17 protein-coding genes are annotated in these 12,525 nt (G+C 36.8%); 5 read left to right on the forward strand and 12 right to left on the reverse strand.

All coding sequences use genetic code 11. The features are described from left to right. Nucleotides 1-58: 58 nt before the first annotated feature. The 3 genes from C1A05_RS07800 (at nt 59) to C1A05_RS07810 (ending at nt 1,673) form a co-directional block, all read left to right on the forward strand. Nucleotides 59-400 carry a PadR family transcriptional regulator gene (locus C1A05_RS07800; protein WP_102027636.1) on the forward strand — a complete coding sequence of 114 codons (342 nt, stop codon included), beginning with the start codon at nt 59-61 and terminating at the stop codon, nt 398-400. Then, nucleotides 381-914, forward strand: coding sequence for a DUF2812 domain-containing protein (locus tag C1A05_RS07805; protein ID WP_159462023.1), 534 nt, complete (start codon nt 381-383; stop codon nt 912-914). The genes C1A05_RS07800 and C1A05_RS07805 overlap by 20 nt, the downstream gene beginning before the upstream one ends. A gap of 465 nt (nt 915-1,379) precedes the next feature. Then, nucleotides 1,380-1,673 carry a hypothetical protein gene (locus tag C1A05_RS07810; RefSeq protein ID WP_102027638.1) on the forward strand — a complete coding sequence of 98 codons (294 nt, stop codon included), beginning with the start codon at nt 1,380-1,382 and terminating at the stop codon, nt 1,671-1,673. 114 nt (nt 1,674-1,787) lie between these two features. Here C1A05_RS07810 and C1A05_RS07815 read toward each other — a convergent pair whose 3' ends face one another. From C1A05_RS07815 to C1A05_RS07845, 7 genes are all read right to left on the reverse strand, one after another. Then, complete coding sequence (locus tag C1A05_RS07815; protein ID WP_102027639.1) at nt 1,788-2,339, reverse strand: NADPH-dependent FMN reductase; 552 nt, start codon at nt 2,337-2,339, stop codon at nt 1,788-1,790. Nucleotides 2,340-2,351: 12 nt separating this feature from the next. Continuing rightward, the gene (locus C1A05_RS07820; protein ID WP_102027640.1) at nt 2,352-3,287 is read right to left on the reverse strand and encodes an aldo/keto reductase; all 936 of its coding nucleotides are present in this window, start codon (nt 3,285-3,287) and stop codon (nt 2,352-2,354) included. A gap of 236 nt (nt 3,288-3,523) precedes the next feature. Continuing rightward, nucleotides 3,524-5,269, reverse strand: a complete 1,746-nt coding sequence (locus tag C1A05_RS07825) for a C40 family peptidase (RefSeq protein WP_159462024.1) — start codon at nt 5,267-5,269, stop codon at nt 3,524-3,526. Between the two features lie 373 nt (nt 5,270-5,642). Then, nucleotides 5,643-6,320 carry a response regulator transcription factor gene (locus tag C1A05_RS07830; protein WP_102027642.1) on the reverse strand — a complete coding sequence of 226 codons (678 nt, stop codon included), beginning with the start codon at nt 6,318-6,320 and terminating at the stop codon, nt 5,643-5,645. A 38-nt stretch (nt 6,321-6,358) separates the two neighbouring features. Next, nucleotides 6,359-6,955 (reverse strand): peroxiredoxin family protein, encoded by a 597-nt coding sequence (locus C1A05_RS07835; RefSeq protein ID WP_102027643.1) that lies wholly within the window; start codon nt 6,953-6,955, stop codon nt 6,359-6,361. A gap of 14 nt (nt 6,956-6,969) precedes the next feature. Next, nucleotides 6,970-7,713, reverse strand: coding sequence for a cytochrome c biogenesis CcdA family protein (locus tag C1A05_RS07840; RefSeq protein ID WP_102027644.1), 744 nt, complete (start codon nt 7,711-7,713; stop codon nt 6,970-6,972). Then, nucleotides 7,674-8,369: a hypothetical protein gene (locus tag C1A05_RS07845; protein ID WP_102027645.1), complete on the reverse strand. Its 696-nt coding sequence runs from the start codon at nt 8,367-8,369 to the stop codon at nt 7,674-7,676. Before C1A05_RS07845 ends, C1A05_RS07840 begins: the two co-directional genes overlap by 40 nt. 231 nt (nt 8,370-8,600) lie before the next feature. Between C1A05_RS07845 and C1A05_RS07850 the strand changes: the two genes are divergently transcribed. Continuing rightward, nucleotides 8,601-9,338, forward strand: a complete 738-nt coding sequence (locus C1A05_RS07850) for an ABC transporter ATP-binding protein (protein ID WP_102027646.1) — start codon at nt 8,601-8,603, stop codon at nt 9,336-9,338. After that, the gene (locus C1A05_RS07855) at nt 9,335-10,102 is read left to right on the forward strand and encodes an ABC transporter permease (protein ID WP_102027647.1); all 768 of its coding nucleotides are present in this window, start codon (nt 9,335-9,337) and stop codon (nt 10,100-10,102) included. The genes C1A05_RS07850 and C1A05_RS07855 overlap by 4 nt, the downstream gene beginning before the upstream one ends. 64 nt (nt 10,103-10,166) lie before the next feature. Here C1A05_RS07855 and C1A05_RS07860 read toward each other — a convergent pair whose 3' ends face one another. From C1A05_RS07860 to C1A05_RS07880, 5 genes are all read right to left on the reverse strand, one after another. Continuing rightward, nucleotides 10,167-10,553: a DUF302 domain-containing protein gene (locus tag C1A05_RS07860; protein WP_102027648.1), complete on the reverse strand. Its 387-nt coding sequence runs from the start codon at nt 10,551-10,553 to the stop codon at nt 10,167-10,169. 171 nt (nt 10,554-10,724) lie between these two features. Next, entirely contained in the window at nt 10,725-11,021 is a 297-nt protein-coding gene (locus tag C1A05_RS07865) for a rhodanese-like domain-containing protein (protein ID WP_102027649.1), read from the reverse strand. 53 nt (nt 11,022-11,074) lie between these two features. Further along, on the reverse strand, nt 11,075-11,434 hold the full coding sequence (locus C1A05_RS07870; protein WP_102027650.1) for a rhodanese-like domain-containing protein: 360 nt from the start codon (nt 11,432-11,434) through the stop codon (nt 11,075-11,077). Between the two features lie 25 nt (nt 11,435-11,459). Beyond that, the gene (locus C1A05_RS07875) at nt 11,460-12,242 is read right to left on the reverse strand and encodes a sulfite exporter TauE/SafE family protein (RefSeq protein ID WP_102027651.1); all 783 of its coding nucleotides are present in this window, start codon (nt 12,240-12,242) and stop codon (nt 11,460-11,462) included. Nucleotides 12,243-12,291: 49 nt separating this feature from the next. After that, the gene (locus C1A05_RS07880) at nt 12,292-12,516 is read right to left on the reverse strand and encodes a sulfurtransferase TusA family protein (protein ID WP_102027652.1); all 225 of its coding nucleotides are present in this window, start codon (nt 12,514-12,516) and stop codon (nt 12,292-12,294) included. Nucleotides 12,517-12,525: the final 9 nt, after the last annotated feature.

Here is a 12,525-nt window from a genome sequence, read left to right on the forward strand (position 1 = left end):
TGTACAACAACTTTGAATTAAATGGTTAGTGCACTTGACTGAAGGAATGACGAACCTTATGCCATCAAATCAAGAACAGCTCCCCTTAACTGAATCTGTCTATTATATTCTTTTAGCATTACACACTCCTATGCACGGATATGGAATTATGCAATTCGTAAAGGAGATTAGTAAGGAGCGAGTTACATTAGGACCTGGCACTCTCTACGGGGCTATCAAAACATTACAAGAAAAAAAATGGATCACTCTAATAGATGAAAGTAGTCGTAAAAAAGAGTATGTTATTACCGATATAGGAAGGCAAGTTGTAAAAAGTGAACTCCAACGTCTCCAAGAGCTTATACAAAACGGAACAAACATAATAAATGGAGGTTGTCAGGATGAGAATAAAGAAGTATAAAATCTTTATGGATTTCGAAAAAGAAGAAGCATGGCTAAACAAGATGGCAGGATTAGGATTCCATTTTGTTGAATACAAGTTCGGTCGTTATTATTTTGAAAAAGGGGTACCCGGAGCTTATATATATCGTTTAGAAATGCTAGATGACTATCCTACTGATGAAAAAAGTGCGGAATATATCGCATTTTTGAAGGAGCAACATATTGAGATGGTAACGTCCTATCATACATGGGCTTATTTTCGAAAAAAGGCAGAGGATGGTTCTTTTGAAATTTATACAGACATCCCATCCAGAATGAAACATTACGAAAAAGTTGCTAGAATATTCGGGATCGTATTACTTATTAATTTCGCTATCGGTTGTATAAACGTAAATATCAATAATATCAATAATATCAATATATATTTATCTGTTGTTAACTTTCTTATCGCTATTATTCTATTTATCCCATATGTGAAAATTGGTTTAAAAGTGAAGCATTTAAAACAAGAAAAGGAACTGTTTGATCGATAAAAAGAAAGCAGTCTATGGGTTTATTCCACAGACTGCTTTACATCTTATACGGTAGCTTTTACAGGTTTTTTCACAATGACGGAGCACACCATTCTTTTCTCAATCAAAACATGTAACTCCTGGTGGATTGTTTTCTTCACTTTCCCGAAAAAAATCACAATAAAATGAATATATCCTTTCCAATAATCCATGCCCCTCTCAATGCCTAAAGATAAAACAATTACCTGTCCTTTTAGAGTACTTGGTACCGTTTTTTTGCTGTGACATCAAGTTCGTTTTATCATTTGGCAGGAAATGGACATGTTTTTATGGAATATTGTTGTAGAGTAAATTTTACAAATCCTCAGTTGAGCTATCATGTCACCGTAGCTAGTTTAATAAAATAGTTTAAGGAACTATTTTTTGCTTTATTTCTGATTCATTCATTTTAAATCTAAATAAATGTTAAGGAGAGTGATGTATATAATGCTAGAAAAATTGTTAAACGAGTTAGAAGAAGTTTGTCATCATTGTGAAGGGAATGGCTATACAGAAGTATATTCGGAGCAATTTTTAGATAAGGTAAGTGATCTGGAATTATTATATCCTTCTTATGAGCAGGCACTCATCATTGCTCGCGATAAATATGTAGATGAAATATCCCACAAAACTTGTCCATATTGTAATGGTTTAAAAGTGATTCCAAATCAAAACGGAAAAATTCTTATTTCCAACAAAGACAAAGTTGTACAATTTTTACGAAAACAAAACCTCCTATAATTTAACCTCTTCATTCTTCAATAAAAGATATCCAATATACTTTTTCTCCTAAATGACGGGAGATTTAATAAGAAAAAACATGGAGAAGACCTCCATGTTTTACTTATCTTTTCTTTATTTAGCCGCTTTCACAAAATCGATAAAGCGTTCCACAATACCATCGATATGCGCTAATGTATTTTCATCTACAAGGCGACCTGTAGCTTCATCAAATTTTTGACTTGCGAGATTGATTACAATTTCGTTTTGCGCTGGTGGCAGCAATCTTACTTGAAGTCCTGGACTTGTAAACACCTGACGCAATTGTAGCTGAGCACGAATGGTTCCCATTAGACCTGCAGATACACCTGCGGTCATAACTGGTTTATCTGTTAATACTTTATCAACACGAGACAGCCAATCTAACGCGTTCTTTAAAACTCCTGGAATCGACCAATTGTACTCTGGTGTTATAACGATTACACCGTCTGCTTCTTTTACAAGTTCTTTATAGTTTTTGACAACAGATGGAGGATCTAGCTCATCGTCTTGATTAAAATGAGGAAGTTCTCCTAGATTCGGAATGAGAAGCTCAAAATTCTCTTCATATCGTTCTTGTATCGTTTTAGCAAGCTGCATGTTATATGATTGTTCTCGTAAACTACCGACTAATGCTATAATTTTCATCTGCGAACACTCCTAGTTATTAAATATGTCATCAATTGCTTTTATATCTGAATCTTTTAATGTGATCTCAGCTGCCCGCTTGTTTATCTTCACTTGCTCCGGACGTTTTGCGCCTGGAATAATCGCATCAACGGACGACTGTGTTAAATACCAAGCTAAAACAATATTCGCTACTTCTTCCTCATACGGAATCGCAATATCCTTTAATTGCTGGACTTTCGCAATATTTTCTTTATATTTCTCCCCTTGAAAATTCGGACGTCTTGCACGAATATCCTGAAACGTACTATTTTCATCATACTTTCCCGCTAACAGTCCTGATTCTAACGGGAAATAGGGAATAAACGTAATATTATGCTCTGAAGTATAAGGGAAATAGGTATCCTCTGCCGAACGATTTAATAAGTTATACTCTGATTGAATAACATCTACATAGCCATCTTGATTGGCATCCTTTAGTTGCTCCAGTGAAAAATTGGATACACCAATTGCCCGAATCTTACCAGCATCCTTCAAGTCATTTAACACCCCAACTGCCTCCGCTTTTGGAGTATCTTCATCTGGAAAATGTATGTAAAACAAATCAATATAATCGGTTTGAAGACGTGTCAATGCTTCATCTACTGCCTGTCTCAAAAACGACGGGGAGTTATCCATTACTACCTTACCGTCAACGTTTTTTTGTGATGCTTTTGTTGCTAACACAATCTCATCTCGGCGAAATTCCTTCATCACTTCCCCAATTAATTCTTCGGAACGCTTGGGCCCATAACCATAGGCTGTGTCGATCATATGGATGCCATTATTTATGGCAGCACGAACAACCTCTTTCCCTACCTCTTCATCTAACATATTCGGGTAAATATTGTGTCCGCCAACCGCATTTGCTCCAAGACCAATTGGATATACAGATACATCCGATTTTCCTAGTTTTACATAACTTGTCAATATCTCAACTCCTTTACAATAAAACGTACTACTTAAATTATGCTGCCAAATACTATTTCCGTAAAGTAAATTGCACAATTATTCAAAAAACACTTTCATTTCATCTGGAACTTGTTTTACATTTACAAATTCATCATAAAACAAAATGACGCGAAACGTACGCGTCATTTCAACTACTTGCTCTTTATATTTTGTATTCGCCCAATTAATCGGAAATCCTCCCCTATTTATCGAGCTTAATATAACCGCTTTGCTCCTACATAATGCTTTGACCAATAAGAGTTGTCCATGGATACTGCTTTTATTCCACTTGAGCTTGTTGCGGAAATAAATTGATTGTCCCCCATATAAAAACCAACATGGGTGATGCCAGAACCACTCGTGGAAAAGAAGACAAGATCCCCTGGCATTAAATCCGAGTCCGCAATCGTCGTTCCTTGTTTATATAATCCACTTGAAGTGTTTCGTGACATCTCCACACCATGCTTTTGAAACATAAAGTATACAAAGCCTGAACAATCAAATCCAGTTGGAGTAGTTCCTCCCCATAAATAAGGGACTCCAGTATAATTTACGGAATCTTTTATAATCGCCTGTTTGACAACAGCATGATCAATTGCTGTCAAGGTTGCGGAATCGGCCTTGCCAGATGTTACTAATCCATAGTCACTTTGAAAATTTTTTAGCGCACTTGTGGTAGAAGTATCATAACTACCTGTCATGGTCGGTACATCATAATACCCTAACTTTTTAAGATTTTCCTGCACTTTTTCAATACTACTGTCCTCGTTTGTTGTTGCTTTAGCTGTTACTGGTTCTGTTTTGTTTACGGTTAACACTTGTCCGATTTGTAACGTATTATTCGTTAACTGGTTTTGTGTCTTTAATTGGTCGACTGTTACATTATACTTTCGCGCTATACTATAGAGCGTGTCGCCTGTCTTAACCGTATGTGTGGAATTAAAATTAGTTGCTGGAGTCAATGCTGGCGCAAGTACTGCTCCTTCTTCTTTCGGTATTACAAGTTTTTGACCTACTTGAAGAAGGTCGCTCTCTAAATTGTTGGAATTTCGTATATCGTTAACACTCACTTCAAATCGATTTGCAATTGCCCAGAGACTATCACCAGATACTACTGTATAGGAAACATTTTTTGTTGTGGGAATCGAGACAGTTGGTAAAGCATCCTCTTTTGTTGCTGGTATGCTTAAGGTTTGGCCAATTTGTAATAGATCAGATGTTAAATGATTTGCCTGCTTTATGGCACTCACCGATACACCAAAACGATTCGCAATTGTCCACAAGCTATCTCCAACATCAACTTTATAGGAACTCGTTTGTACTGGAGTAGTTACTTCCACCTCGGATGATGTTGAAACTGTTTCTGTTATGGAATTTGGAATTATTAACTGTTGTCCCATTGTAATGGTATTATTTGTTAATCCATTTACACGTTTCACCATGTCAACACTTGTCTTATAAGTAGAAGCAAGCGAATAGAGTGTATCTCCAGAAGCAACGGTATGAAAGGCTTTTGGTATCATTAAGGGTTGATTTACTTGTAAAGCATTCGAAGTCAGATTGTTTGCCTTTTTGATGCTATCAACAGACGTATTAAACTTCTTCGCAATACTATACAGCGTATCTCCAGAGGATACATAATACGAATAGCTGCTTTCCTGGGATACCTGTGATGTTGGTGCTTCTAGCTCTGCAGCTTCTGTCTTATGATCACCTGCACCCATTAACGGTATCGATGTGATCGCCATTCCACCAATCATTACTTTAATTACGGAAACCTTTAAATTTGGATAACGCTCCTTTACTATCTGTCGCACGGTTTGCACTAAATCCTTTCGTTTACTTGTTTCTCGACCTAACTCATCAGCGAACTCAGTAGAATAGTTGTTTAAATATACAACGAGCATATAATCATTATCGTTGGAACCTGTTCTTTTGAGTTCGTATCTTTGATAAGTCATGTGTTTCATACTCCTTTATAAAAATGGAATATAAATAGTATTTAACAAATGAGGAAGTTCATGCATTTCCTGTAAAAACGTAGAAAATAGTGCATGTAATCGAGGTTGGATTAATAGGTGAAATTACTTTTGAAGAAGTAAATCTGAGAGTTATTTTTCTAACTCAAAAAGGGGACAGATATAAAATGCGACATACTGTTCGGGCCTATTAACATGATGATGAGTGCTAAAAGCGCTGAGGCAAAATATTTTTTTTCTTGGGACAGGACCTCAGCCTCCTAGCTTCTGCTTTATTATCCATTGCTATCCCGTACAATAGTAGAGCTATCGCACCATACCTGGAACGTTACTTTATAAGCCTTCTCTCCATCTCTTATCCAATAAACTTATACCCCATCCCTCTTACGGTTAAAATTCGTTTCGGTGATGTAGGATCGTCTTCAATTTTTTCTCGTAACTTCTTTATATGCGCATCAATGGTCCGATCCATTATATATTTATCCTCATATGGATATAATTGATGCATTAAGTCTTTCCTAGACAGAACAACATTTGGATTTTCCATAAAATGATACAACAAATTAAATTCATGCTTTGTAAGCTTTACTTGCTCATTGAAGAGTAATACTTCTCCTTTACGTGGCTTGATACATAAACCACCGTATGCAATTTTTTGACAAAATTGTCCGGACCTACGTAGGACGGCAATAATATGGGCCTCTAATTCTTCAGGCTCCATATTTTTATCTATATAGGCATCTGCACTTGATTTTAAGCTTAGGATTTTCTCTTCTACGTTGTTTTCTTTTGATAAGAGAATAATAGATACTTCATTCCGTTCCTGTGACAACACCCATTTACAAAGCTCCATTGCCTTCATATCTGAAAGTACCGTATCCACCAGTAACAAACAAGGATGGTCTTCATAAAAACGTTTCTTTGCATCCTCCCCATTCTCGGATACAATGATGTGATAACCTTTTTCTTTTAGATACTGTATATAATTTGCTCTCGTATTTTCTTCATCTACTACTAGTAGGGTTTGCTTCATACATACCACCTCTTTCTTATTCTACAAAGAAAAGAGGACTATTGCATCTTTTCAAACTCTGCAACCATCAAATCATAATTTAAAGCTCCTAATGCTTCAAATTGTATAATCCCTTGAGAATCAACCATATAAGAGGTCGGGATTGGACGGATTCGATATTCTGTTGCTACTGTTAAGTCTTCGTCTAAAAGAATTGGAAAGGTTAAGCCGAACTCTTCCTTAAATGCTTCCACATCGCTCGTATTCGCTTCCGTTTGTGTTAAATTGACAGCTAATATTTCCACATCCTGCTTTTCATAGAATTCCTGCATGTCTGGCATTTCCGCGCGACAAGGTGGACACCACGTAGCCCAAAAGTTAATCATCACTTTCTTTCCACGATAGTCAGACAATCGAACCGTTTCTCCACTTAAGGTTGTTAGCTCAAAATCTGGGGCTAAATTGCCTACCTCTAAGCCAACTGGTACATTGGGGGTTTCCATCTCCTTTTCATCTGCTTCAGAACGATTTGTTTCCGTCTCTTCTTGACTGACAAAGGAATCGGATTTTGTTTCTTCCTCCGGCTTTTGAACAAGATCATATATTGCCCAACCAAACATTGCAACAAGAATAACAACAATAATACCTTTTTTCATTTTCGAACCTCCTATTATCCAAGATTCCCAAACCAACTATCTTGTACCATTCGTAATAGATAGTTTGATATTTTCGAAAGTTGACCTGTATATAATAGAACACCTACAAAAACCATAACGGTGCCCCCTGCTTTCATGATCTTCTCACTGTAACGCACCAAAACTTTTGCTCCTCCGATGAAGAACGTTAAAATAAGAAATGGAATAGCAAAACCTATGACATACATAATGGTATAAATAGCTCCTTGAGCAGGATTGCTGCCTGCAATGAGTAGAATGGAAGCGAATATTGGTCCAATACACGGTGTCCATCCTGCTGCAAAACCCATTCCCACTAAAAAAGTCCCTATATGTCCTACAGGCTTATTATTAACCCGGAATCGTTTCTCCTTCATGAATCCCTTAATATTCAACCACCCTGCCACAAAAAGTCCCATGATAATAATAAATATTCCGGATATACGTTGGAAAAAGAGTCCTAATTCACCGGTTAAAAGTTCTTGTACCCATTTTCCAATAAAGGAAACTCCAATACCAAGACTAATAAATACCATCGATACACCCAATAAGAAGAAAATAGAATGGATAATCAATCGACTTCTCATTTTTACATTTTGTTCGTTTTGTAACTCTTTTACACTCATTCCCGTTATGTAGGACAAATAAAGCGGAAAAATAGGTAACGTACATGGAGATAGAAAAGATAATACCCCCGCTCCTAATGCAAGCCAGATAGTGAGATCGACCGCTGCAGACATACAAGCACCTTCCTTCTATATAGTAGTAGCATAATTCCAATCAAGAGATTTAAACCATAAAAAATGGGACTTACATAAAACTGAAAAATGGATGTTTGGTCGAAAATACGGAACAGCAACTGCCCCAGACTCCATAACACCATCCCTAGTATTGCTAATAAACCAATAGCAACTTTTTCATACAGTAAGAGAAAGCCAATCAGAAGAACAAATGGAATAACCATTGAAATGCCATTTCCTGTTCCGTTGCCAAACACACTAATAACAAACTCATAAAGAAAGGAAGCAGCAAAAAAGACAAACATCCAACTAAAAAATAGTTCTTCAAAATGGTCATAGCTTCGGATCACTCTCCATTTCACGTATACAACCACGAATAGTAAACCAATATAGAAAGCTTTAGAATCACTTGGATAAGCTAAAATCGCGATTGGATCCGTTATGAATACCGATACGTTCAATAGAATTTTTCCAATTATGATGGACACAGCAATTCCAATGAAAATGGTTCCAATTTCATCCACATATTGTTTTCCCTTTCGCTCATTAAATGGATGCAGAAAACGAAATAAGAGCATCGACACAAGTATACTTATAACAAGCACAACGAACGATGATTTGATAACTACTGAACCAATAACCCATGCTGATGGCATATTTATACTCCTTTAAATGAGATTATGTACATCCAGTTTATCAACTAGTATAAACGGCAAATGTGAAAATTTGATGAATCGCTTTCGAATTGTTATTTCTTTTTGAGCAAATTTACTTGGGAATACTAGAAATATAAGAAATACATTTATTTACTTGGCGCATACTAACTCCATAAACATTCTATTTGAGCAACGACTCTACATCGTGATATCCTTTCTTGGTTAAAGGAGATGAATGAATTGGCAGACTTTAAAAATGCGATTGAATTAAAAAACGTAAATTTTTCCACGGATGATTTACATATTATTAAAAATGTTTCTGGTGCCTTTCCAGAGGGTAAGATTACCACTTTAGTTGGACCTTCTGGGGCTGGGAAATCAACGCTATTCAAATTACTTAACGGCTTAAGAACAGTAGATTCAGGGGAAATTATCATCCACGGTAAAAACATAAATACCTATCCACCTGTTGATTTACGACGACATGTCGGACTTGCGTTACAAAGTGCACCAATGATTAATGGTACTGTTTATAAAAACATAGCATTACCGTTAACTTTAAACGGCAAAGAATTAACAGAAGAAACAGCAAAAGAATTGCTTCATTTGGTCGGTCTCGAAGAAGAGCTCATCCAACGAAAAACGAAAGATTTGTCAGGCGGTCAACGCCAAAAGCTCTCGATTGCCAGGACCCTTGTGAATCGTCCTAAGATCCTTCTATTAGATGAAATTACATCGTCTTTGGATCGTATTTCTCAGCAGGATATTGAAGAGCTAATCGTTCGTATTAATGAGAAATATGAAACTACAATCATTTGGATTACCCACAATCTGGAGCAAGCCTTGAACCTTGGTCATTATACGTGGTTTTTAAAAGCGGGCGAACTGATAGAATCTGGTCCAATTGATGTTTTAAAAAATCCAACAAACGAAGAAATCATTCAATTTGTAAAGGGGGAAGCGCAATGAGTTACTTTACGTTAGCTCTCACCCTTATATTTGTCATCATACCAATTCTTTTATCTAGAACCTTACAGTTAGGGTTAGAAAAGGACACGATTATTGCTGCAATCCGGTCTATTATTCAATTACTAGCTGTTGGCTATGTTCTTCAGTTTGTGTTCGACTCTGAAAACTATATCTATATTATCTTAATGCTACTCTTGATGATTGGTGCCGCGACGCAAAATGCTCGAAAGAAAGGCGCCTCCATTGTCGGTATTACGTGGAAATTGATTGTAGCCTTTGTGTTTATTGAAGTATTAACGCAAAGTATTTTGCTTGGTTTGCAAATTATACCACCTACAGCACAATATATAATCCCGATTAGTGGTATGGTGATTGGAAATTCCATGGTCCTATCTATCCTGTTTTTAAACCGGTTCACAGCCGAGTTAAATAATAACCGGGAGCAAACAGAGTTGATTCTTTCTTTAGGTGGGACACCAAAACAAGCCATTCATCGGCAGCTTATTACATCAATCCGAGCGAGTACGATTCCGACAATTGAAAGTCAAAAAACCATTGGACTTGTTCAATTACCAGGAATGATGAGTGGTCAAATTATTGCAGGAGCCGATCCCGTAGAGGCCGTTTTATTCCAGTTGTTGGTTCTCTTTTTACTACTAACTACTGCTGTCGTAACGAGTATCATTCTTGGATTTTTATCCTACCCAACTTTATTTAACGACCGTATGCAGTTTTTAGAGGACCATTTAGAAAATGTGGATTGAAAGTAAAATAGCATGTAAATGTCAAAAAGGTGCTTCACAAGTTTAGTGGGGCACCTTGTTGGCTTTATTCGACACTTTTATCTATACATGCAATTAAACGCTTCTCGATATCTTCCGCAATTCCTTTGAGTGCTTCATCATCTACCATTTGAATTAAAGTAGTTGGTTTTGGTAAACCAATTTTCGTCCTATGATTGTCTTCATATACAACAATTTTACAAGGCAAAAAGTATCCAACCATTGGGTTTTGCGACAATACTCGTTGTGCTTCTTTCGGATTACATACCTCTAGCACTCGAAATGGATGATCTAACTCAAAACCCTTCTTCTCCAATGTTTCTTTAATATCAAATTGCCATAGGACACCGAATTTTTCTTCCTTTAATTGCTCTTCAAGGGTCTGAACCGCTTCTTCTAATGATTTATTCGTTTCAACCGTGTAATGAAACACGAAAATCAACTCCTTGTGTGATCGTCAAATTTCATTCCAACCAAAACGTACCAATTGCCATCAGTATTCCTACCAGGAACATTAATTTTTGAGAAAGTCATAACGACTTCCATAAATTTTTAACTGTTTTCATTTTTTCATCCCCAGATTTTTAGATTGGTCTTGAATACGCTATTCTATCGCTCCCTTCCACTCATTCATTCCACCAACTAGATTTTCTACTTCATATCCTAATGCTTCCAATATGCCACAGCCCGCTTTACTGCGATTACCCGATTGGCATACCACGACGTAGGAACGATCTTTATCTAGTTCATTCTTACGCATGGCAAGATGTCCAAGTGGAATATGCTTTGCCCCGGGAATGTTGCCCGCTGCTACTTCGTTGTTTTCCCGAACATCTAGGATATGAACGTCCTCCTTGTTGTTTAAGCGCTTCTGAAGCTCTTCTGAAGTAATGTTTTTCATGTCATTCACCCTCTCTTATGTAGTGTCCTGCAGATATAGCAAGACACGAATTCTTAATTCCAGGCATTCATACCGCCCTTTACATTTGTTACTTTTTCAAAGCCTTGTTTCTTCAACAATTTGGCTGCTTGCATACTTCTCATCCCACTCTGGCAAATCACGACTACTTCTTTTTCTTTGTCTAATTCACTAGTACGTCCTGCCAATTGCTGAAGAGGAATGTTTTTAAAGATTTTGCTACTTCTAGCCTTATATTCCCCAGGAGTGCGAACATCTACAAATTGAACATTTTTTTCTTTTGATTTCGCTTTTGCCTCTTGGGTTGTAATATGTGTAATCCCTTTTACTGGTTTAAAGCGAAATACTAGAAATACTAAGATCAAGCCGATAAAAATCCATTGCATCATATCCATTGTTTCCTCTCTCCAAATAAAATAATTAAAAGAAGTCCATCCAAATTTTAATTGCTGTACCTAGGATTAGAACAGCCAAAATACTTTGTAATACCTTTGTATTTACTTTTTGTCCAACCTTTGCACCTAGTGGCGATGCTATTAAACTAGCTACTATCATAATAACAGCAGGTAAATATAAAATTTGTCCTGTTAATACCTTTCCAGTAGTAGAACCAATGGACGAAATAAAGGTAATGGCAAGCGATGTTGCAATGGTCATTCTTGTTGGGATTTTTAAAACAACAAGCATGATTGGCACTAAGATAAAAGCACCAGCCGCCCCAACGATACCTGCACCAATTCCAACAACAAATGCAAATACGGCAGCAAGCCATTTATTAAATGTCACTTGATCCAAAGGAATATCGTCAATTCCTTTTTTCGGAATAAACATCATAATTGCAGCGATTGTAGCTAATATGCCATAAATAAAGTTGATTCCATTAGCTGTCATAAATTGGGAACCATATCCTCCGATAAAGCTTCCAATTAATATCGCGAAACCCATGTAAATAATTAAGGATTTGTTTAAATAACCGCCTTTGCGATAAGCCCAAACCCCACCGATCGTAGCAAATAGTACTTGGATCGCACTAATACCAGATACTTCATGAGCTGAAAAGGAAGCAAACCCTAATAATACTGGAATATATAGGAGCATCGGATATTTAATGATGGAACCACCAATACCAACCATTCCAGAAATAAACGAGCCAATAAAACCAATGAGAAAAATAACGATCATAAACCCTATTGTGTATTCCATTTGATAATCCCCCTAAAAATAAAGAGGGGACCCAGTTGGGCCTCTCCCTTTACCCTTTTTTAATCCAAAACTTTAATACGTCCCCTTCTTCCATGTCCAAAAGCTCGTGACCACCTGATTTAGCCCAAGCCGTTAAATCACTTTTCGCACCCTTATCCGTTGCATGAATTTCTAAAACATCACCAGTGCTTAATTCGTCCATTGCCTTTTTTGTTCTTACAATTGGCATCGGACATGCAAGTCCTTTTGCGTCTAATACTTTTGTTGCTTTCATTTTTTCTCC

Origin of the sequence: Salirhabdus sp. Marseille-P4669 (assembly GCF_900240405.1) — a bacterium.
Classification (GTDB): domain Bacteria; phylum Bacillota; class Bacilli; order Bacillales; family Alkalibacillaceae; genus OEQK01.

Bases quoted from the DNA above. Each gene is read 5' to 3' on its own strand.
- C1A05_RS07800 (WP_102027636.1), top strand. From the start codon at position 59: ATGCCATCAAATCAAGAACAGCTCCCCTTAACTGAATCTGTCTATTAT.
- C1A05_RS07805 (WP_159462023.1), top strand. From the start codon at position 381: ATGAGAATAAAGAAGTATAAAATCTTTATGGATTTCGAAAAAGAAGAA.
- C1A05_RS07810 (WP_102027638.1), top strand. From the start codon at position 1,380: ATGCTAGAAAAATTGTTAAACGAGTTAGAAGAAGTTTGTCATCATTGT.
- C1A05_RS07815 (WP_102027639.1), bottom strand. From the start codon at position 2,339: ATGAAAATTATAGCATTAGTCGGTAGTTTACGAGAACAATCATATAAC.
- C1A05_RS07825 (WP_159462024.1), bottom strand. From the start codon at position 5,269: ATGACTTATCAAAGATACGAACTCAAAAGAACAGGTTCCAACGATAAT.
- C1A05_RS07830 (WP_102027642.1), bottom strand. From the start codon at position 6,320: ATGAAGCAAACCCTACTAGTAGTAGATGAAGAAAATACGAGAGCAAAT.
- C1A05_RS07835 (WP_102027643.1), bottom strand. From the start codon at position 6,955: ATGAAAAAAGGTATTATTGTTGTTATTCTTGTTGCAATGTTTGGTTGG.
- C1A05_RS07840 (WP_102027644.1), bottom strand. From the start codon at position 7,713: ATGTCTGCAGCGGTCGATCTCACTATCTGGCTTGCATTAGGAGCGGGG.
- C1A05_RS07845 (WP_102027645.1), bottom strand. From the start codon at position 8,369: ATGCCATCAGCATGGGTTATTGGTTCAGTAGTTATCAAATCATCGTTC.
- C1A05_RS07850 (WP_102027646.1), top strand. From the start codon at position 8,601: ATGAATGAATTGGCAGACTTTAAAAATGCGATTGAATTAAAAAACGTA.
- C1A05_RS07855 (WP_102027647.1), top strand. From the start codon at position 9,335: ATGAGTTACTTTACGTTAGCTCTCACCCTTATATTTGTCATCATACCA.
- C1A05_RS07865 (WP_102027649.1), bottom strand. From the start codon at position 11,021: ATGAAAAACATTACTTCAGAAGAGCTTCAGAAGCGCTTAAACAACAAG.
- C1A05_RS07870 (WP_102027650.1), bottom strand. From the start codon at position 11,434: ATGGATATGATGCAATGGATTTTTATCGGCTTGATCTTAGTATTTCTA.
- C1A05_RS07875 (WP_102027651.1), bottom strand. From the start codon at position 12,242: ATGGAATACACAATAGGGTTTATGATCGTTATTTTTCTCATTGGTTTT.
- C1A05_RS07880 (WP_102027652.1), bottom strand. From the start codon at position 12,516: ATGAAAGCAACAAAAGTATTAGACGCAAAAGGACTTGCATGTCCGATG.